We start from the raw sequence: 19,046 nt of genomic DNA, 5'->3' as shown, positions 1-19,046 counted from the left end.
CCGTGCGGGCCGCGCCGGAAGGTTCGGCCGGCGGGATCCGCCGGTGCCGCCCCCGGGTCGGTCACGCCCTGCGCCCTGGCGTCACGGACCGTGCGCTCGGACGCACCCGCCGCGGTCGCCGGGAGCCGCTCCGACTAGACACGCCGAACCGGTGCCGGCCCGGTCAGTGCTCGCCGTCGTCATCGCCCTTCTGGTGCGAGTGCTCGCCCTCGTCCTTCATGTCGTCGTGGTGCTTCCTGCTCCTCCAGTCGTCGTCGTCGTAGAAGTGCCACTTCTCGTGCTCTTCGCAGTACCACCAGTGGTCCTGGTGATCGCCGTCGTCCCGGTCGTACTCGTCGTCGGGGTCGTACTTGCCGTCGTGGTCGTCCTCGTCGTCGCGGTCGTACTTGTCGTCCTTGTCGTCCCGGTCGTACTTGCCGTCCTTGTCGTCCCGGTCGTACTTGCCGTCCTTGTCGTCCCGGTCGTACTTGTCGTCCCGGTGCTCCTTGCGGTCGTCGCGATCCCAGCGGTCCCGGTCGTCCCGGTCGCGCTCCTCGTCGCGACCCCGGTCGTCGTCGCCGTTGCCGCCGCGATGGTATGCGTACTTCCGCTCCTCGTCGTCACCGCGGTCCCTGCGGTCGCCGCGGTCGCCGCGGTCGTGACGACTTTCATGCGATTCACTGTGGTCTCCACGGCTCTTGCCGTTATCCTGATCTGACCCCGCGACCGCCGGGGTGGCAACCGTTCCTCCCACGAGGGCGGCGGCCATGGCCGCGCCGACGAGGGTCTTCCGCAGACTGCTCATTGCTGCTCCTGTGGAGAGGGCATGACATGGGGATCGTCATGCGATCGAGATGTTTCGAGACCTGGGCAAGAGGTCTCACCTATGAAATAGGTAGGAACACCGTAGGAGTGAGCTGAGTCACGGTTCAAGACTCCGGCCGGGGCGATCACGATCACGGTTCCGTCTCGTCGCATCCCCGGAGCGGCATGTCCTGTCCGGACCCTCGCCGGTGCGGTCCCGGCGCGGGCGGGGCGCCGACCACCCCGGAAGCCGGACCGGCAGAATCCCCGTGACGGCGCGGATCTCCCGCTTCCCCCTTGCCGCCGCACATCTTCCGAGGGGGTCAGGAGCGAGCTCGCCGCGTCCCGGCCGGGGCACGGACATCAGCATGCGCACACCCTGCACCGAGACCGCGGCGCAACATGTGACGTCATGAGCGGTCGCGAGTGCAACGTCGCGGACCGGTGGAGCCCCCTACCGGATTCGAACCGGTGACCCCCTGTTTACAAGACAGGTGCTCTGGCCAGCTGAGCTAAGGAGGCGGGTCGGCCCTCGGGCCTCCGCACGGGTGCGGCCCGGGCGGCCGGTTCCTCAGGATATCGGACGCGTCGCAGGACCCCGAAATCCCCGGGCGCCCGGACGGCCCGCACAGCGCGACGGCGCCGTGTCCCCGCGCGGGGACACGGCGCCGTCGCGCTGCTCCGGCGGAGCGGCGACCCTACTCCTTGGCCTCCACGGCCGCGTCGAGGGCCTCCTGGAACGCCTCGTTGCCCAGCCGCTCTCCGTCGATGAAGACGGTCGGGGTGCCGGACACGCCGTTGGCGAGGGACTCCTGCGAGACGACGTTGACCATCGGCCGCCACGTGTCCTCCTCGAGCGCGGCCGCGATGTCGGCGCCGTGCGAGGAGGCGATCTCCACGAGCTGCTCGTCGTCCAGCCCACCGGTGCCCTGGTGGCTGAACACCTCCTCGACGAAGGCCAGGTACTGCTCGGCCGAGGACTGGTTGCCCACCTCGTAGGCGGCGGCCGCGGCCCGCGAGGAGTACTGCGTCGGCGTCGAGCGGTCGAGGAAGTTGAGGTTGCGGTACTCGAGGACGATGTCGCCGGAGGTCACGGCCTCCTCGAGCGCATCGGCGTTCTCGGCCTCGAAGTCGGCGCAGTGCACGCACTCGAAGTCCTGGAAGATCACGACCTGCACGGGCTCGCCGTCGCCCGAGGCCTCGACGCCCGGCGGGACGGCGGAGTCGTCCGGGGTCTCCGGGGCCTCGGGCACCTCGGCGAGGTCGCGCTCCTCGACCTCGGACTCACCCGTGCGGATCCCGTCGGCCGTCAGCACCGTGCCGCCCCACTGGTTGGCGCTGGCGGGAACGGGACCGGCCTCGGGGATCTGCTGGGCACGGTTCTGCGCCACGACGACGCCGATCACCGCGACGATCACGAGGACCAGGGCGAGGATGCCCAGCTGCAGGATCCGACGGGAGCGCTTGTCCTGCCGTGCGTGCTGGTCCGCGACCTGCCGAGCCCGCTCCCGGGCGGCGTCGCGGTTCCGGGGATCGGGGGTGGTGCTGCTGCTGGCTGCCATGGGTCCTCTTCGAAAGATCCTGGGGGGTGGACGGGGAGGTGTCGTCGCCCAGATTATCGGACCCCCTCCCGGGCCGCCGACTCAGGAGATCCCCAGGCAGAACCGTGAGCACGCTGATGAATAGACTGGGGCCAGGACGACGACGACCTACCGGAAGGACATCCCGTGAGTGCAGAGCATCCCCCCACCGCCTCCTCGGCCGACCTGGAGGAGGTGCCGGAACCCCGGACGGACGTACCGCAGGAGGCCGGCTACGACTTCGTCGTGGTCTCCAACCGACTGCCGGTGGAGCGCGTCGTCGAGCACGGAGAGTCCTCCTGGCGCCGCTCCCCCGGCGGGCTCGTGGCCGCCCTGTCCCCCGTCATGGCCCGCAACGCCGGCGCCTGGGTGGGCTGGCACGGGGCCCCTGACGAGACGCTCGAGCGCTTCGACCACGACGTCTTCCACCTCGCCCCGGTGCCGCTGTCCGCCGAGGAGGTGCAGGCCTACTACGAGGGCTTCTCCAACGCGACCCTCTGGCCGCTCTACCACGACGTCATCGCGCCGCCGGAGTTCCACCGCACGTGGTGGAACAGCTACCGCCAGGTCAACCGCCGCTTCGCCGAGCGGACCGCCGAGATCGCCGCCGAGAACGCCACGGTGTGGGTGCAGGACTACCAGCTGCAGCTGGTCCCCAAGATGCTGCGGGAGCTGCGGCCGGACCTCACGATCGGGTTCTTCAACCACATCCCGTTCCCGCCCCTGGAGATCTTCGCGCAGCTGCCCTGGCGGCGGGCCGTCCTCGACGGGCTCTCGGGCGCGGACCTCATCGGCTTCCAGCGCCCGGGTGACGCCCAGAACTTCCAGCGCTGCGTGCGGCGGTTCCTGGACGTGCCGTTCAAGAACGGAGCGGCCCGGTTCGGCACGGACGACACCGCGTGGACCGTGCGCGCGGCGTCCTACCCCATCTCCATCGACGCGCAGTCGATCCAAGAGCTGACCTCCCGGCCGGAGGTGAAGGAGCGGGCCCTGGAGATCCGGCACGAGCTCGGCGACCCGGAGACCGTGTTCCTGGGCGTCGACCGCCTGGACTACACCAAGGGCATCCTGCACCGCATCAAGGCCTACGGCGAGCTGCTGGAGGACGGCAGGCTGACGGTGGGGCCCTCGGTGCTGGTCCAGGTGGCCAACCCCTCCCGGGAGCGCGTGGAGTCCTACGTCCAGCTGCGGGAGGACGTGGAGGGCCTCGTGGGCCACCTCAACGGCCAGCACGACACCATCTCGCACACCGCGATCCGCTACCTGCACCACGGCTATCCGTTCGAGGAGATGGTGGCGCTGTACCTGGCGACCGACGTCATGCTCGTGACCTCCCTCCGGGACGGCATGAACCTGGTGGCGAAGGAGTACGTGGCGGCCAAGACGGACGGGTCCGGGACCCTGGTCCTCTCGGAGTTCACCGGCGCCGCCGAGCAGCTCAAGCAGGCGCTGCTGGTCAACCCCCACGACATCGACGGGCTCAAGGACGCGATGCTGCGGGCCAAGGACATGCCCGCGCCCGAGGCGAAGAAGCGGATGCGCTCGATGCGCCGGCAGGTCCTGGGCAACGACGTCAACGACTGGTCCGAGGCGTTCCTGCGGGACCTCGCCCGCCCCCGCCCCGGGACGACCGACGAGGAGGAGCAGTGATGGCCCCGCACGACGACACCCGCCCGGCGCTCGAGGACGCCCTCGCCCGCGCGGCGGAGGCCGGGACCCTGCTGGTCGCCCTCGACTTCGACGGCACCCTGGCGCCCTTCACGGACGACCCGGACGACAGCCGCGCGCTGCCGGAGGCCCGGTCCGCGCTGGAGGAGCTCCTGACGCTGGACCGCACGTACGTGGCCGTCATCTCCGGACGGCCGATGCAGTTCCTCCGCTCCGTGGTGGACCCGGACGGCCGGATGCTTCTCTCCGGCTCGCACGGGGCGGAGCTGCTCCTGGACGCCCTGGGGGACGCCGCCGCCGACACCGCCCTGCAGCTCTCCCCCGCCCAGCTGGAGCTGCTGGCACGGGCCACCGCGCTCGTGGAGGCACAGGTGGCCCGGTATCCCGGGGCCAGGCTGGAGCTCAAACCGACGGGGGCCGCCTTCCACACCCGCACGATGGCGGACCGGAGCCTGTGCGCCCGCGCGGAGCAGGAGATGGTCGAGCAGTTCGAGCAGCTCGAGGGGCTGAAGATCACACCGGGCCAGCACGTGGTCGAGTCCTCCGTGCACTCCGCGACCAAGGGTGAGGGCATCACGGCGTTCATGCAGGCCACCGGCGCCGACGTCACCCTGTTCGCCGGCGACGACGTGACGGACGAGAACGCGATGCGCGAGCTCGGCCCCGCCGATCTCGGCATCAAGGTGGGCACGGGGCAGAGCGTGGCCGCGCACCGGGTCGCATCCCCGGAGGACCTGGCCGCGGCCCTGATCCGGCTGTCCGAGCTGCGCCGGGGCGCGCTGCCGTGACCTCGGATGACGGCGCGCCGATGGCGGAGACGCCCCGAAGGTGATTAGGATCACTGTGGCCCCCATCACCTGAGGGGGCAGCTCTTCTCCTTCGGATCGTCCGGCACGTGCCTGCCGGGAAAGAGGCCTTGAACCATGTCTTCTGTGCGCTACGCCAATGTGACCTGCCAGTACCCCGGGGCCGAGCGGCCCTCGGTCACCGACCTGAACCTGGACATCGCCGACGGGGAGTTCCTCGTCCTGGTGGGCCCCTCCGGGTGCGGGAAGTCCACCACCCTGCGGATGCTCGCCGGGCTGGAAGAGGTCACCGGGGGCAACATCTACATCGGCGACCGTGACGTCACCGACGTCCCCTCCCGGGACCGCGACATCGCGATGGTCTTCCAGAACTACGCCCTCTACCCGCACATGACCGTGGCCGAGAACATGGGCTTCGCCCTGAAGATCGCCAAGATCTCCGCCGAGGAGCGCCGCCGCCGGGTCGAGGAGGCGGCGAAGATCCTGGACCTGACCGACTACCTGGACCGCAAGCCCAAGGCGCTGTCCGGCGGGCAGCGCCAGCGCGTGGCCATGGGCCGTGCCATCGTGCGCTCCCCGCAGGTGTTCCTGATGGACGAGCCGCTGTCGAACCTGGACGCGAAGCTGCGGGTGCAGACCCGCACCCAGATCGCCTCCCTGACCCGCCGGCTCGGGGTCACCACCGTCTACGTCACCCACGACCAGGTCGAGGCGATGACCATGGGCGACCGGGTCGCGGTGCTCAAGGACGGGCTGCTGATGCAGGTCGACACCCCGCGCAAGCTCTACGACCGGCCGGCCACGGAGTTCGTGGCCGGGTTCATCGGCTCGCCGGCGATGAACCTGTTCCGGGTGCCTGTGGCGGACGGGGCGGCGACCTTCGGCACGATGCGCATCGAGCTCACCCGTGCGCAGCAGGCGGCTCTGACCTCGGGCAAGGTCACCGTGGGGATCCGCCCCGAGGACCTGCACCCGGCCGGCGAGGGCACCGGGCTGCCGATCGAGGCCGACGTGGTCGAGGAGCTCGGGGCCGACGCCTTCGTCTACGGCCACCTCGCCCCGGTCACCGCGGCGAACACGGTCGTGACGGTGGACCCGACCGCCACCGTGGAGGAGGACGCCGCCGGCGCGCACGAGATCATCGTCCGGGTCGAGGGCCGCACCCCGCCCCGGGCCGGGGCCACGATCTGGGTCGCCCCGAACCTCGAGCACGTGCACCTGTTCGACACCGCCACCGGCAACCGCCTCCCCGACTGACCTGAGCGGCTGACCTGAGCGGCTGACCGACCGACCGCACCGACGCCACGGCGCCCTCCCCCGACGGGGAGGGCGCCGTGGCGCGTCCGGGGCCGGATCAGCCGTCGGCGGGGTGAGCGGCGAGCACCTGCTCGACGAGGTCCGGGTCGGCGTCCTGGACGTCCCAGGTGCCGGTGCGGTCGTGGTAGTCCCGTGCGGCCGCCGTCACGTTGTAGCGACTGGCGTCGCGCGGCGGATCGGAGTGCTCCAGCACGTGGAGAAGGTGCGTCTCGGCCTGGGCGAGCGCCTGGGGCTCATGCATGGCGGGTTCCTCTCGGGACGGGCCGGGTCGCTCAGGACCCGGAGTGATCAGCCAACTGACGAATTCTAGTGGATGGTGCCGGTCCGCGCACCGGTCGAGCGCCGTCAAGGTTTACCTCTGCGTAACCGCGGCTGACATCCGTGCAACACACCTTGCATAGCGTCATGCCAGCGAACACCGGATTCCATGCTGGATGGGGGTCCTGTGCTCCTGCCTGTCTCCCGTGCGCCCGCGCACCCGTGCATCCCAGGAAGAAGGTCCGCCGTGAACTCCACCTCGGCCACCACCCCCCGCCCCCGCCGCCGCACCGCTGCAGCAGTGCTGCTGGCCGGATCCCTGGGCCTGAGCGCATGCGGAGGCGCGGAGGACACCTCCGCGGCCACCGCGCAGGAGGACGGCCACGGCGCGCTCGACGTGAACCTGTCGTGGATCAAGAACGCAGAGTTCGCCGGGGAGTACTTCGCCGACTCCCAGGGGTACTACGCCGAGGCCGGGTTCGACTCGGTGAACCTGATCTCCGGTGGCCCTTCCGGGGCCTCCACGGAGAGCATGGTGCTCGCCGGCAGCGCCCTCGTGGGCACGTCCTCGCCGCTGGGCGTGGCCCCGCCCATCGCCGAGGACGACGCGCCCCTGAAGATCATCGGCACGACCTACCAGAAGAACCCGTTCACGATCATCTCGCTGGGGGACGACCCCGTGGAGACCCCCCAGGACCTGGTGGGCAAGACCATCGGCGTGCAGTCCGGCGTGAACGAGACGCTGTTCGACGCCCTGCTGGAGGTCAACGGCATCGATCCGGGCGAGGTCGAGAAGGCGCCCGTGCAGTACGACCCGCAGCCGCTCCTCAGCGGCGAGGTGGACGGCTTCTTCGGCTACACGACCAACGAGGCGATCACCCTGGAGCTCGCGGGCGAGAACGTCGTCAACCTGTCCTTCGCCGACCACGGCCTCCCGTTCGTCGCGGAGTCCTTCGTGACCACCCAGGACGCGATCGACAACGACCGCGAGGCGCTCAAGTCGTTCCTGGAGGCCAGCATCCGGGGCTGGCAGGACGCCGTGGCGGACCCCGGGGAGTCGGCCCGGCTGGCCGTGGAGGAGTACGGCGCGGACCTGGGCCTGGACCTCGAGAAGGAGACCCGCCAGGCGGAGATCCAGAACGAGGAGCTCGTGGTCTCCGAGGACACCGAGGCGAACGGCCTGTTCACGATCTCCGACGAGCTCGTCGCCCAGAACATCGAGGTGCTCGGCGTGGCCGGCTACCCCGGCCTCACGGCCGAGGACGTCTTCGACCTCTCGCTGCTCGACGAGGTGTACGAGGAGAACCCGGAGCTGCGGGAATGAGCAGCCCGACGGCCTCCCGCGAGCGCGGCGCCGTCGGCGCCGCGGCCGGCGGCATCGACCTCAACGGCCTGACCAAGGTCTTCCGGTCGGGGCGGAGCACCGTCACCGCGCTCGACGACGCCCACCTGCGGACCGAGCAGGGGTCCTTCCTGTCGCTGCTCGGTCCGTCGGGGTGCGGGAAGTCCACGATCCTGCGCGTCCTGGCCGGTCTGGAGGAGCCCAGCGCGGGAGAGGTGCTCGTCGACGGGCAGACCCCCGCCGAGCTGCGGCGGTCGCACCGGCTGGGCATCGCCTTCCAGGACGCCGCGCTCCTGCCGTGGCGCTCCGTCGAGTCGAACATCCGGCTGCCGCTGGAGGTCTCCGGCCGGCCGGTGGACCGGGCCCACGTCCAGGAGCTCGTCGACCTGGTCGGGCTGACCGGCTTCGAGCGGTCCAGGCCCGCGCAGCTCTCGGGCGGGATGCGCCAGCGCGTGTCGATCGCCCGGGCCCTGGTGGTCAAGCCGTCCGTCCTGCTCCTCGACGAGCCCTTCGGCGCCCTCGACGACATGACCCGGCAGCGGCTCAACCTCGAGCTGCTGCGGATCTGGACGGAGAAGCCCGCCACGACGCTCATGGTCACGCACGGCATCTCCGAGGCGATCTTCCTCTCGGACGTGGTCGCCGTCATGTCCCCGCGCCCGGGCCGGATCAAGCAGGTCATCGACGTCGACCTGCCCCGCCCGCGGACCCCGGAGATGCTGCGCACCCCGGAGTTCCACGCGCTGCACGACCGCGCGTCCGACCTGCTGTTCGGCGCCCCCGGTGACGGGCAGTGACGTGAGCGCCCGGACGACGACGCCCCCGCCCGCCCCGGAGCCCCCCTCGGCCACGGCAGCACGCCTGCCCGCCCCCGGGCGCGCGGTGCCCGCCCGGGGACGCGCTCTGCCGCCGTGGAGCGCCGCCGCCCTCGGCGTGGTCCTGACCCTCGGCGTGTGGTGGATCGGCGCAGCGACCTTCCTGCGCGGGGTCGGCGCGGCCGACGGGGCGGGGAGCGGCGCGATACCGACACCCCTGGCGATCGGCCGGCAGATCGCCGCGGACGGCGCCGGCTTCTACTGGACCAACGCCTCCGTGACGCTGGTGGAGGCCGCCCGGGGCTACCTGGGCGGCAACCTCGCCGCGATGCTGCTCGCCGTGGTGGCCCTGCTGCTGCCGTTCACGGAACGGCTGGCCACGCAGATCGCCGTGGTCAGCTACTGCCTGCCGATCGTGGCGGTCGGACCGATCGTCTTCATCGTCCTGGGCCCGCCGCGCTCCGGGGAGCCGTCGGGCACCGCCGTGGCGCTGGCGGCGATCTCCGTGTTCTTCACCACCTACGTCACCGTGCTCGCCGGGTTCCGCACCGCGGAGCGCTCCGCCCTGGACGTCGTCACCGTGGCGGGCGGCTCCCGGTGGCACCGGCTGACCAAGGTCCAGCTGGTGTCCGCCCTTCCCGGCGTGTTCTCGGCGCTGAGGATCGCGGCTCCCGCGGCGCTGCTCGGGGCGGTCCTCGGCGAGTACGTGGGAGGCGTGGACCGCGGGCTGGGACCGGCCATGGTCAACGCGCAGCAGTCGCTCGAGATCGCCCGGGTCTGGGCCGTCGCCCTGCTCTCCGGCGGTCTGGCGTTCCTGGCGTACGCGGTCGTGGGACTCGTCGCCCGCGTGGTGACCCCGTGGTCCTCCGGCGGCCGAGAAGGAGGTCGCTGAGATGCCCCGCACCACCACCGCGGCCCGCGCCGGCAGGGAACTGGGCCGCGCCCTGCTGAACCTGGTCGTCTCGCTGGCGGCCGTCGCCGTGATCTGGCTGTTGCTGCTGCGCGTCTTCGCCGTGACGTCCTTCATCGGCAAGACCCCTCTGGACGTGTGTGCCTTCCTCCTGACGGACCCCGACGCCGCGGCGAACCGGGAGCTGATCCTGGGCCGGCTCGGGACCACCCTGGTGGACGCGGCGCTCGGCTTCGTCACCGGTCTCGTGGCGGCCGTCGTCGTCGCCACGGTCTTCGCCCTGTTCCGGGGGGTCGAGCAGGCCATGATGCCCCTGGCCATGCTGCTGCGGTCGGTCCCGCTGGTGGCGATGGCACCGATCATCATCCTGGTCTTCGGCCGCCAGGAGGCCTCCGTGGCCGCGATGGGCGCGGTCGTGGTCCTGTTCCCCGCGCTGGTGACCATCGTCCAGGGGCTGCGCTCCGCGAACCCGGTGATCGTCGAGGTCGTGCAGGTCTACGGCGGCTCGAGGTTCGACGCGTTCCGCACGGTGGCCCTTCCCTCGGCCCTGCCGAGCCTGTTCACCGCGCTGCGGGTCTCCGTCCCCGGAGCCCTGACCGGTGCCCTGCTGGCCGAGTGGCTGGCCACGGGCGAGGGGATCGGGTACGCGATCGTCTCCGATGTGGCCCGGGCGCGCTACGACGAGGTGTGGTCCGCCGTGGTGGTCGTCACGGTGGCCTCCATCCTGCTCTACTCGCTCGTCTCCCTGCTCGAGAGCGCGGTCGTCGCCCGTGCGGGCGGGACCCCGTGAGGACGGGCCCGGCGGCGCGGGGCGCTCAGCGCAGGTCCAGCTCCTCGAGCTCCTCGTAGAGCTCGGCGGTGCGGCCCACCCTCCGTCGCCCGTCCGGACCCGCGGCGGCCAGCACCCCGTCGGCGAGCACCGACACGAGGCTCATGGCCGCCGCGTAGGAGTCGAACGGGCCCACGCCGTCGAGGGGGCACTCGATCCACAGGTCCACGGCCGAGGCGTGGCGCCGGGCCGTGCTGTCCGCGACGAGCACGGTCCGCGCCCCCGTGGCCGCGCAGACCTCCACCAGGCGTTCGAACCCGCGGGGGCGCCGCCGGAAGCCCAGCAGGACGACGACGTCGCCCTCGCCCACGTCCACGAGCTCCTCGCCGAGGGTCTGGCCGGGCAGCGGGGCGAGCCGGACGCGGTCCCGCGCCTGCTGCAGCTGCTGCTTCAGGTGCAGGGCGACCGGGTAGCTGTTGCGCAGGCCCACGACCAGGACCGTCCCCGCGTCCGCGAGCGCGCGCACGGCCTGGGCGGGGCGGTCCTCCCCCGCCGGGTCCAGGACCTTGCGCAGGTTCTTGAGCTCCTGCTCCAGGTGCTGGCTCAGCTCCGGGTCGGCGTCGGGGCCGAGCGGCACGCCCTGCTGGCGCAGGGTGCGGGCCGTCTCCCGGAGCTCGGTGAAGGACTCGAAGCCCAGGTGCCGGTACAGCCGGGAGAGGGTGGCGCGGGAGACGCCGCTCATCTGCGCCAGCTCCGCCGAGCTGTACAGGGCGAGGTCGTCCAAGTGGTCCAGGATCAGGTCGGCGGCCCGCTGCTCCTGGGGCGAGAGCCCGGCGTAGTGCGCGTGGATGCGCTGTTCGATCGACACCCTCACCACCCTAGCGACCGCCGGGATCGAGCGCGGGAGGCACCGCGGCGACTTCCGGCCCGTCCCGGTTGCTAGCATGACCAGGTATGAAGGGTTCCCTGGCCCCACACTTCCCCCTCGCGCCCCAGGACGGTCCCGCCCCCGGCGGACGGTCCGGGAGCGTGTCCATCCAGACGGCCTTCCCGGACCCCGTGCTCCTGGAGCTGCCGTGGGACACCCCCCTCGAGCAGTGGCCGGAGGACGTCCTCGCCGCTCTCCCCCGCGGCATCTCCCGGCACGTGGTGCGCTTCGCCCACGCCGGCGAGAAGATCGTCGCCGTCAAGGAGACCGTCCCCCACTACGCCCGGCACGAGTACGCCACCCTGCGCCGGCTGCAGCGCATGGGCATCCCGTCCGTGGTGCCGGACTCCGTGGTCACGGACCGGTACACGCCCGAGGGCGAGCCCCTGCCGGCCGCCCTCGTGACCGACCACCTGAGCTTCTCCCTGCCCTACCGGGCCATCTTCTCCGCCGGCCCCAGCGCCGCCACGGTCGAGCGGCTCGTGGACGCGCTGGCCTCCCTCATCGTGCAGCTGCACCTCTCGGGCTTCTACTGGGGCGACGTCTCGCTCTCGAACACGCTGTTCCGCCGGGACGCCGGCGCGTTCGCCGCCTACCTGGTGGACGCCGAGACCGGCGAGATCCACCCGGAGCTCACGCGCGGCCAGCGGGGGTACGACATCGAGCTGGCCCGCACCAACGTGGCCGGGGAGATCATGGACCTGCTCGCGGGCGCCGTCGAGGAGGGCCACGACATCGCGGACGTGGTGGACCCCTTCGAGGTCTCCGACCGGCTCGTGGCCACCTACGAGTTCCTGTGGCGCGAGCTGACGGTCGAGGAGACCTTCAGCATGGACGAGCGCTGGCGCGTGGTCGAGCGGGTGCGCCGCCTCAACGAGCTCGGCTTCGACGTCGAGGAGGCGTCCATGGACACGGTCGGCGGGCGGATCCGGCTGCGCCCGCAGGTCGTGGAGCCCGGCCACCACACCCGGCGCCTGCAGCGGCTCACCGGCCTCGGCGCCCACGAGAACCAGGCGCGCCGGCTGCTGACCGACATCGCCCAGCTCGGGCAGGACCTCTATCCCGGCCTGCCCGAGGAGCTCGTGGCCCAGCTGTGGATGCGCGAGGTGTTCTCCCCGATCATGGAGGCGGTCACCCCGCCGATGCGCCGCAAGCTCGAGCCCGCCGAGATCGTGCACGAGGTGCTCGAGCACCGGTGGTTCCTCTCCGAGCGCGCCGGCAAGGACGTGGCGACGCACACGGCGGTCGAGGACTACGTGGCCTCGGAGCTGGCCCAGCGCCCGGACGAGCGGGAGGTCTTCTGAGCCGGGCGCCGGCCCGCACGGGTCAGGGCCGGTGCGCCTCGAGCACCCCGGTCAGGGTCCGGTGCACCCGCCGGGGCCAGTCGTCGCCCAGGCTCCCATACCGGGCCACGTGCGAGTAGGCGGAGCCCAGCACGAAGTCCAGCACGACGTCGACGTCCAGGTCCGGGCTCAGCCGTCCCGCCGCCGTCTCCGCCGCGAAGAGCTCCTTGAGCCGCTCCACGCGCGGGCGGACCAGGTGCGCGCGCAGGATCCGGGACGTCTCCGAGCCCGGGTCGCTCAGCAGCGAGACCGCCACCCCGATGCCCATGTCGTGGAGCAGGAAGTCCAGCGCCTCGGCAAGGCCCTCGTCCCAGCTCGCCGGGGCGCTCGGCCGCCGCGGCGAGTACGTGGCCACGGCGTCCTCGAGGGCCCCCTCGAGCATCTCCAGGCTGTTCGCGTAGCGGCGGTAGATCGACGTCTTGGCCACGCCGGAGGCCGCCGAGACCGCCTCGATGGTCACCCGGTGCGGTCCGCCCTCGCGCAGGAGGGCCAGTGCCGCCGCGGTGATCTTCTTGTCGGTGGTGACGGTCCGCGGATCGGTCCGGTCGTCGTCGCCCATCGGTGCCCTCCTGCTCGCCGTCCGCCGCCGGAGCGCTCAGGCGGTCTTCCAGTCCTCGATGGGCCAGTGGTTCTTCCGGGCCAGCCGGTACAGCGGCAGGTCGGGGTTGACCGTGTACGGGTGGCCCATGAGCAGCAGCCAGCTGGCGTCCGCGTGGGAGTCCCCGTAGCCGTAGGAGCGGGAGAGGTCGTAGCCGCCCTGCTCGGCGTACTTCTTGAGCCACTGGGCCCGCGCTTCGTCGACCAGGGGCGGAGCGGCGAGGTAGCCGGTCATCACGCCGTCGCGCTCGTCCATCCGGCCCGCCACGACCTCGTCGAAGAGGTGCGCGATCGGCTCCACGAGCAGGTCGATGGACCCGGTGACCAGCACCGTGCGGTGCCCCGCGGCGCGGTGCTCCTCGATCCGGCTCAGGGCCCCGGGGCGCAGGAGGCGCCGCATGTCCTCGCCGAGCGGCCCGGCCACCTGCTCCCGCACGGTCCCGGCGGGCACGCCCTGGTAGCGGCGCATGAACGCCCGGATGAACTCCCCGCGGTCCCGCTTCTCGGCCTTGAGATAGGTCGGGGCGCTCGAGACGAGGTCGGCGACCTCCGCGGGCCACTTCGCCAGGTGCAGCGTCCGGCGGCGCAGCTGGAGGTACTGGCGGATGACCGTGGAGTCCAGGACGGTGCCCTCGAGGTCGAAGACCGCGAGCACGTCCGTGCCCTCGCTGAGGCCCCGCCGGGTCGTGCCGCGCCGCTTGGACGCCGCCTGGAGCCGGCCGTAGGCCTTGGTCATCGTGGTCAGCGCCGGCAGGTGCACGTTCTTCCAGTAGTCGGCCCAGTCGATCGACCGGACGTCGAAGGTCCGGTCCTCCGGCGTGCCGGCGGGCAGCGAGTCGTTGAGCTGCCGCGTGCTGGCGTCGTCGAAGATCATCTCGGTGCGCGTGTAGGACTGGTAGAGGTCCACGTAGGTGCGCAGGGAGCCGAGGCCGGACTGCATCCGGTGCAGGGAGGTCGACCACTCCCGGGTGCGGGACGTCGCGGGCAGCGCCGAGGTGATCCGGCCCCCCACGGCGGAGAGCCGCTCCTTGACCGCCAGCGAGCGCTCCACGGCGTTGTTGGCCGGGAACTTCCACTCGGGCACCCGGATCGGCTTGCCGTCGGCGTCCTCGAGCGGGTGGGCGAGGAAGAAGGAGCGGACGTTCTCGTACATCTGGTGGAACGGGAGCGGGTTCGAGGCGCCCGAGCAGACCTGGTAGTACGCGGGGGCGGGGTCCGCCTGCCCGTCGGGGGTGGCCGCGCCCGACGGGGCGCGGTGCCCGCCCGTGGCCAGCGCCACGATCGCGTTGACCACGAAGTCGACGGGGATGACGTCGAGCACGGAGTCCGGCAGCCCCGGGAACTCCGGCAGGGCGCCCTTGGCGTAGGCCATGATCAGCGGGTCGGCCACCTTGTAGCCGTCGATCCAGCCGGGGTACGGGTGGCGCAGCGCGGACTCGATGATGGACGGACGCACCACGGAGAGGCGGTGGCCGGCGCCCGCCCACTTCTGCTCGGCGACCCGCTCGCCCAGGGCCTTCGTGAAGGTGTAGATGTCGGTCCAGCCGAGGGACTGCGCCCGGGTGCGCCCGTACTCGACGAGGCGGGTCCGGACCCACTCCTCGCGCGCGGCCTCCGCGGCGCGGGCCACCGACTTGGGCCCCTCCTTACCGTGGTCCGCGGTGGCGGCGTCGATGATGGCCTGCAGCCGCTCCGGGGTGCGGGAGGCCATCTCGGCCTCCTCGCGCGCCCGCTGTGCGGCCTCGAACTCGGCGGCCCAGTCGACCTCGTGGTCCACGGCCGTCTCGGGGCGCAGGCCCTTCGCGATCCCGCCGACGTAGCAGGTGGAGACGTGGATGACGTGCGGGTCCTGCCCGGAGGCCAGGAGCGCGTCGTAGAGACCGGTGGCGCCGCCGACGTTGGTGCTGAAGGCCTCGTGGATGGGCGGGTCGAAGGACACGGTGGAGGCCGAGTGGATCACCACGTCGAACGGCTCCGTGATGCCCGCGAGTGCCGACAGGTCCCCCTCGAGGACCGCGGTGCGCTCCGCGAAGACCCGCTTCGCCTCGTCGTCGCCCACGCTCTCCCGCCAGGTGCGGAAGGCGGGCTTGCGCAGCAGCTGCCGCAGCCGCTGCTCACCGCTGATGCTGCCCTTGGGACGGACGACGGCGGTGACGTGCACACCCTCGTGGGCGGACAGCAGCCGTTCGAGCACCGCCTGCCCGAGGAAGCCGGTGGCTCCCGTCAGCAGGACGCGCGTGGTGGGGGTCTCGGTCAACGGTGTTCCTCCGGTGGTGTGCTGGTCCGCCGCCGGTGCGGAGCGGGCGGGGGGCTGCGGGCGGGCCCTGCCCGGCGGGCGACGACGACGCCCCTCGAGCGGACCGCACCCGGCTGCGCTACGGCTACCGTAGTGTAGCCTAGATCTCATGCTTACCGCTCTCGTGACCGGGGGGACGTCCGGCATCGGCGCCGCGTTCGCCGAAGCCCTGGCCCGCCGGGGAAATGCACTCGTCCTGGTGGCCCGCGACGCGGACCGCCTCGAGCAGACGGCCTCCAGGCTGCGCTCGGAGCACGGCGTGCCGGTCGAGGTCCTGCCCGCGGACCTCTCCGACCGCACCGACGTGGACCGCGTCGCCGCCCGGGTCGAGGACCCCGAGCGACCCGTGGACGTGCTCGTGAACAACGCCGGGTTCTCCGTGAAGACCAGCTTCGCCGATCCGGACACCGGTGCCCACGACCGCGCGTTCGAGGTCATGTGCCGGGCCGTGCTGGTGCTCTCCTCGGCCGCGGCACGGGCGATGACGGCGCGCGGCTCCGGCTGGATCATCAACGTCTCCTCCACCGCGGGCCTGGTCACGATGGGCTCGTACTCGGCGATCAAGGCGTACACGACCGCGTTCACCGAGGCCCTGGCCGTGGAGCTCCACGGGACGGGCGTCCACGTCACCGCCCTGCTGCCCGGCTGGGTGCGCACCGAGTTCCACGAGCGCGCCGGCATCAGCGGCTCCTCGATCCCCTCCTTCATGTGGCTCAGCCCCGAGCGCGTGGTCGAGGAGGCCCTCGACGACGTCGCGCGCGGCAAGGTGCTCTCGATGCCCACCAAGCGCTACCGGCTCCTCGGGTTCGCCCTGCGGCACCTGCCGCGCTCCGCGGTGCGCCGGATCTCGGGGCTCGTCGCCTCGGCCCGCCAGAAGGAACGGGCGGCCGGCTCGTGACCCGCCGCGACCCCCAGGACCCGGTCCCGGTCCAGCGCTCCATCGACGGCGGCAGCGCCGGCTCCTCCCCCGAGGCCGCGCCGGAGGCCCCGCCCGCGTCCTCCGCGCAGCTGAGCCCCGACCGCTTCCGCGACCCGCGGCGCCGCCTCGCCCGCCGGATCGCCCAGCGGGTGTTCCTCCAGGGCCTCGCGTACCGCACGGTCCGCCGGACCGTGGTGACGCACCCCGCGGCCGACGCCCTGGACGGGGCGTGCATCGTGGTGGCCAACCACTCGAGCCACCTCGACGCGCCGCTGGTCCTGGGCTCGGTGCCCCGGCGCATCCGCCGGGACCTCGCCACCGGGGTGGCCGCGGACTACTTCTTCACCGCCCCGCACAAGCGCATGTTCACCGAGCTGATCTTCAACGCCTTCCCGGTGGACCGGACGGGCACCGGAGCGAACCGGGGGCTGTCCAAGCAGCTGCTGAAGGCCGGCGTCCCGCTGCTGATCTTCCCGGAGGGCACCCGGTCCCGCACGGGGAAGATGGGGTCCTTCAAGATCGGTGCCGCGGGCCTGGCCAAGGCCGTGGGAGTGCCGGTGGTCCCCGTGGCCCTGATCGGTGCCTACGAGGCGATGCCCCGCGGCGCCCGCTGGCCGCGCCGCGGCCGCCCCCGCGTGGTGGTGGCCGTCGGCGAGCCGCTGGTCGCCCGGGAGAAGGAGCCCACCTCGTCCTTCAACGACCGCATCGAGGCCTCGGTGCGGGCGCTCTACGCCGAGCACCGTCCGCGCATCGACGCCTGAACCACCGTCACCCCCCGAGAACCAGGAGAGTACTGCGCAGATGGCACACGTGAAGCACATGAAGTGGTGGGGGTGGGGCGAGGAAGGCGTGCACTTCGAGTACGCGAACAAGCCCGCCTTCGCCCCGTTCGTCAAGAACGCCCTGGACGTGGACCTGCGGCCCCGGCAGCGCGACACCATCGACTTCTCCACGGTCAGCGTCCCCGCCTCCCGTGCCGGGGAGCCCCTCCTGGAGGCGCTGGCCGCCATCACCGGCGCAGAGCACCTGACCCTCGACGACGAGCTGAGGATCGTGCACTGGGCCGGCAAGTCCGTCACCGAGCTGCTGCTCACCCGGGCCGGGGACTTCGCGCGGGTGCCCGACGTGATCGTGTACCCCGGCACGGAGGAGGAGGTCGCCCAGGTGCTGCGGCTCGCGGTGGAGCGTGACCTCGTGGTCATCCCCTTCGGCGGCGGCACGAGCATCTCGCGGAGCCTCCAGCCGGATCCCCATGAGGAACGAACGATCGTTTCCCTGGACCTGGGCCGGATGAACCAGGTGCTCTCGCTCGACGAGACCTCGGGACTGGCCACCATCCAGGCCGGCGTTCTGGGCCCGGACATGGAGGAGCAGCTCAACGCCCGCGGGTGGACGCTGGGCCACTTCCCGGACTCCTTCACGCACTCGACGCTCGGCGGCTGGGCCGCCACGCGCTCCTCGGGGATGCAGTCGGACAAGTACGGGGACATCGCCGACATCGTGCGCGGCCTGCGCGTGGTGCGCCCGGGCGGCACCGTGGTGCTGCGCCCCCTCCCCTCGACCTCCACGGGACCGAGCCTGCGGGAGATGATCATCGGCTCCGAGGGCCGGCTGGGCGTGATCACGCAGCTGGACGTGCACGTGCACCGCATCGCCGAGCACCGCGAGGTCATCGCGTACATGTTCCCCACGTGGCAGCAGGCGCTCGTCGCGATGCGCGAGATCGCCCGGTCCGGCATCAGCACCACGTTCGCCCGCGTCTCCGACGCGCACGAGACCGCGTTCTCCCTCTCCACCCAGAAGGCCCCCGCCACGCTGAAGAAGAAGGTCACGGCCAAGGGCCAGGACGTGCTGTGGGAGTTCATGCGGCGCCGCGGCTGGGACACCGACGCCATGTGCATCGCCTACGTCTGCTTCGAGGGCGGCAAGCCCGAGGCGGAACGCCGGAAGAAGGCCGTGGCCGGCATCGTCAAGAAGCAGGGCGCCCTGGTGCTCGGTGCGGGCCCCGGCGCGCTCTACGACCAGAAGAAGTTCGACACCCCGTACCTACGCGACTTCCTGCTCGAGCAGAACACCATCGGCGACGTCTCCGAGACCGCCGCACCGTGGTCCAAGCTCACCACGGTGCACCAGGCGGTCTACGACGCCGCGCACCGGGCCTTCGAGTCGCAGGGCAAGACCGGCTGGATCATGTCCCACATGTCCCACTCGTACCACGCCGGCGCCTGCCTCTACTTCACCTTCGGCTACGAGATCGGCGAGGACCCCCACGCCGAGTACGCCGTGATCAAGAGCGCGATCCAGCAGGCGTTCATCGACGCCGGCGCCACGCTGTCCCACCACCACGGGGTGGGGCTCGAGCACAGCCCCTGGATGGAGCAGGACGTCTCCCCCGAGGGCGTGCAGCTCCTGCGCAACCTGTTCGCGGCGGCGGACCCGGGCGGCAACTTCAACCCCGGCAAGATCGTCGGCTGACCCACCCTGCCCCGTACGGAGCAGAGCAGGCCCCCACCGTAGCCGGTGGGGGCCTGCTCTGCTGTTCGGGGGTCGTCCCGGCGCGGTCCGCTGTGGTGCCGCGCTGGGGTGCCGCGCTGGGGTGCCGCGCTGGGGTGCCGCGCTGGGGTGCCGTGCGGGGGGTGCCGCGCTGGGGTGCCGTGCGGGGGGTGTTAAATGCGGGGAGCCCCCGCACCGTGTGGTGCGGGGGCTCGACCCTGG

The 19,046-nt window shown here is 72.1% G+C and carries 17 protein-coding genes and 1 tRNA gene; 11 read left to right on the top strand and 7 right to left on the bottom strand.

All coding sequences use genetic code 11. From position 1 onward, the window contains the following. Positions 1 to 163: 163 nt before the first annotated feature. The 3 genes from AC6CH6_RS05635 to AC6CH6_RS05625 form a co-directional block, all read right to left on the bottom strand. Entirely contained in the window at positions 164 to 784 is a 621-nt protein-coding gene (locus AC6CH6_RS05635) for a hypothetical protein (RefSeq protein ID WP_498254373.1), read from the bottom strand. 444 nt (positions 785 to 1,228) lie between these two features. Continuing rightward, positions 1,229 to 1,305: transfer RNA gene (locus tag AC6CH6_RS05630), tRNA-Thr, on the bottom strand. Positions 1,306 to 1,481: 176 nt separating this feature from the next. Further along, on the bottom strand, positions 1,482 to 2,345 hold the full coding sequence (locus tag AC6CH6_RS05625; RefSeq protein WP_498254372.1) for a DsbA family protein: 864 nt from the start codon (positions 2,343 to 2,345) through the stop codon (positions 1,482 to 1,484). A gap of 165 nt (positions 2,346 to 2,510) precedes the next feature. Here AC6CH6_RS05625 and AC6CH6_RS05620 point away from each other — a divergent pair, with 165 nt between their 5' ends. The 3 genes from AC6CH6_RS05620 to AC6CH6_RS05610 all read left to right on the top strand — a co-directional run bounded on the left by AC6CH6_RS05620 (position 2,511) and on the right by AC6CH6_RS05610 (position 6,094). Continuing rightward, positions 2,511 to 4,013 carry an alpha,alpha-trehalose-phosphate synthase (UDP-forming) gene (locus AC6CH6_RS05620; RefSeq protein ID WP_498254371.1) on the top strand — a complete coding sequence of 501 codons (1,503 nt, stop codon included), beginning with the start codon at positions 2,511 to 2,513 and terminating at the stop codon, positions 4,011 to 4,013. Continuing rightward, a complete protein-coding gene (gene otsB, locus AC6CH6_RS05615; protein WP_498254370.1) occupies positions 4,013 to 4,819 on the top strand; it encodes a trehalose-phosphatase in 807 nt (268 codons plus the stop codon). Before AC6CH6_RS05620 ends, otsB begins: the two co-directional genes overlap by 1 nt. Before the next feature lie 135 nt (positions 4,820 to 4,954). Beyond that, positions 4,955 to 6,094, top strand: coding sequence for an ABC transporter ATP-binding protein (locus AC6CH6_RS05610; RefSeq protein WP_498254369.1), 1,140 nt, complete (start codon positions 4,955 to 4,957; stop codon positions 6,092 to 6,094). Positions 6,095 to 6,191: 97 nt separating this feature from the next. Here the strand turns inward: AC6CH6_RS05610 and AC6CH6_RS05605 are convergent, their stop codons facing one another. Next, the gene (locus tag AC6CH6_RS05605) at positions 6,192 to 6,395 is read right to left on the bottom strand and encodes a hypothetical protein (RefSeq protein WP_035930283.1); all 204 of its coding nucleotides are present in this window, start codon (positions 6,393 to 6,395) and stop codon (positions 6,192 to 6,194) included. Between the two features lie 264 nt (positions 6,396 to 6,659). Between AC6CH6_RS05605 and AC6CH6_RS05600 the strand changes: the two genes are divergently transcribed. From AC6CH6_RS05600 to AC6CH6_RS05585, 4 genes are read left to right on the top strand one after another with little or no spacing between them, the layout of a single operon-like run. After that, positions 6,660 to 7,736, top strand: coding sequence for an ABC transporter substrate-binding protein (locus AC6CH6_RS05600; protein WP_498254368.1), 1,077 nt, complete (start codon positions 6,660 to 6,662; stop codon positions 7,734 to 7,736). After that, a complete protein-coding gene (locus AC6CH6_RS05595) occupies positions 7,733 to 8,551 on the top strand; it encodes an ABC transporter ATP-binding protein (protein WP_498254367.1) in 819 nt (272 codons plus the stop codon). The genes AC6CH6_RS05600 and AC6CH6_RS05595 overlap by 4 nt, the downstream gene beginning before the upstream one ends. Position 8,552: 1 nt before the next feature. Beyond that, positions 8,553 to 9,461 (top strand): ABC transporter permease, encoded by a 909-nt coding sequence (locus AC6CH6_RS05590; RefSeq protein WP_498254366.1) that lies wholly within the window; start codon positions 8,553 to 8,555, stop codon positions 9,459 to 9,461. A gap of 1 nt (position 9,462) precedes the next feature. After that, on the top strand, positions 9,463 to 10,269 hold the full coding sequence (locus AC6CH6_RS05585; RefSeq protein ID WP_498254365.1) for an ABC transporter permease: 807 nt from the start codon (positions 9,463 to 9,465) through the stop codon (positions 10,267 to 10,269). Between the two features lie 25 nt (positions 10,270 to 10,294). Here AC6CH6_RS05585 and AC6CH6_RS05580 read toward each other — a convergent pair whose 3' ends face one another. Continuing rightward, positions 10,295 to 11,116, bottom strand: coding sequence for a MurR/RpiR family transcriptional regulator (locus AC6CH6_RS05580; RefSeq protein WP_498254364.1), 822 nt, complete (start codon positions 11,114 to 11,116; stop codon positions 10,295 to 10,297). Between the two features lie 161 nt (positions 11,117 to 11,277). Here AC6CH6_RS05580 and AC6CH6_RS05575 point away from each other — a divergent pair, with 161 nt between their 5' ends. Next, positions 11,278 to 12,480 (top strand): DUF4032 domain-containing protein, encoded by a 1,203-nt coding sequence (locus AC6CH6_RS05575; RefSeq protein WP_133411746.1) that lies wholly within the window; start codon positions 11,278 to 11,280, stop codon positions 12,478 to 12,480. A gap of 22 nt (positions 12,481 to 12,502) precedes the next feature. On the opposite strand, the gene AC6CH6_RS05570 is transcribed toward AC6CH6_RS05575, so the two are convergent. Then, positions 12,503 to 13,078, bottom strand: coding sequence for a TetR/AcrR family transcriptional regulator (locus tag AC6CH6_RS05570; RefSeq protein WP_498254363.1), 576 nt, complete (start codon positions 13,076 to 13,078; stop codon positions 12,503 to 12,505). Positions 13,079 to 13,114: 36 nt separating this feature from the next. Further along, on the bottom strand, positions 13,115 to 15,373 hold the full coding sequence (locus AC6CH6_RS05565) for an HAD-IB family phosphatase (protein ID WP_498254362.1): 2,259 nt from the start codon (positions 15,371 to 15,373) through the stop codon (positions 13,115 to 13,117). Positions 15,374 to 15,521: 148 nt separating this feature from the next. Between AC6CH6_RS05565 and AC6CH6_RS05560 the strand changes: the two genes are divergently transcribed. The 3 genes from AC6CH6_RS05560 to AC6CH6_RS05550 are packed head-to-tail and all read left to right on the top strand — an operon-like array spanning position 15,522 to position 18,806. Next, on the top strand, positions 15,522 to 16,310 hold the full coding sequence (locus tag AC6CH6_RS05560; RefSeq protein ID WP_035930281.1) for an SDR family NAD(P)-dependent oxidoreductase: 789 nt from the start codon (positions 15,522 to 15,524) through the stop codon (positions 16,308 to 16,310). Beyond that, complete coding sequence (locus AC6CH6_RS05555) at positions 16,307 to 17,092, top strand: lysophospholipid acyltransferase family protein (RefSeq protein ID WP_017832787.1); 786 nt, start codon at positions 16,307 to 16,309, stop codon at positions 17,090 to 17,092. Before AC6CH6_RS05560 ends, AC6CH6_RS05555 begins: the two co-directional genes overlap by 4 nt. 40 nt (positions 17,093 to 17,132) lie before the next feature. Further along, the gene (locus tag AC6CH6_RS05550; protein ID WP_498254361.1) at positions 17,133 to 18,806 is read left to right on the top strand and encodes an FAD-binding oxidoreductase; all 1,674 of its coding nucleotides are present in this window, start codon (positions 17,133 to 17,135) and stop codon (positions 18,804 to 18,806) included. The last annotated feature ends 240 nt before the right edge of the window (positions 18,807 to 19,046 follow it).

It is taken from the genome of Kocuria sp. GQ42 (genome assembly GCF_059758435.1).
Note: the sequence above shows the minus strand (reverse complement) of the source record. Positions and strands in the feature narration are given on the sequence as shown.

Excerpts from the sequence above, each read along its gene's own strand:
- AC6CH6_RS05560 (WP_035930281.1), top strand. The coding sequence starts at position 15,522 with ATGCTTACCGCTCTCGTGACCGGGGGGACGTCCGGCATCGGCGCCGCG.
- AC6CH6_RS05550 (WP_498254361.1), top strand. The coding sequence starts at position 17,133 with ATGGCACACGTGAAGCACATGAAGTGGTGGGGGTGGGGCGAGGAAGGC.
- AC6CH6_RS05570 (WP_498254363.1), bottom strand. The coding sequence starts at position 13,078 with ATGGGCGACGACGACCGGACCGATCCGCGGACCGTCACCACCGACAAG.
- AC6CH6_RS05605 (WP_035930283.1), bottom strand. The coding sequence starts at position 6,395 with ATGCATGAGCCCCAGGCGCTCGCCCAGGCCGAGACGCACCTTCTCCAC.
- AC6CH6_RS05595 (WP_498254367.1), top strand. The coding sequence starts at position 7,733 with ATGAGCAGCCCGACGGCCTCCCGCGAGCGCGGCGCCGTCGGCGCCGCG.
- AC6CH6_RS05625 (WP_498254372.1), bottom strand. The coding sequence starts at position 2,345 with ATGGCAGCCAGCAGCAGCACCACCCCCGATCCCCGGAACCGCGACGCC.
- otsB (WP_498254370.1), top strand. The coding sequence starts at position 4,013 with ATGGCCCCGCACGACGACACCCGCCCGGCGCTCGAGGACGCCCTCGCC.
- AC6CH6_RS05585 (WP_498254365.1), top strand. The coding sequence starts at position 9,463 with ATGCCCCGCACCACCACCGCGGCCCGCGCCGGCAGGGAACTGGGCCGC.
- AC6CH6_RS05610 (WP_498254369.1), top strand. The coding sequence starts at position 4,955 with ATGTCTTCTGTGCGCTACGCCAATGTGACCTGCCAGTACCCCGGGGCC.
- AC6CH6_RS05635 (WP_498254373.1), bottom strand. The coding sequence starts at position 784 with ATGAGCAGTCTGCGGAAGACCCTCGTCGGCGCGGCCATGGCCGCCGCC.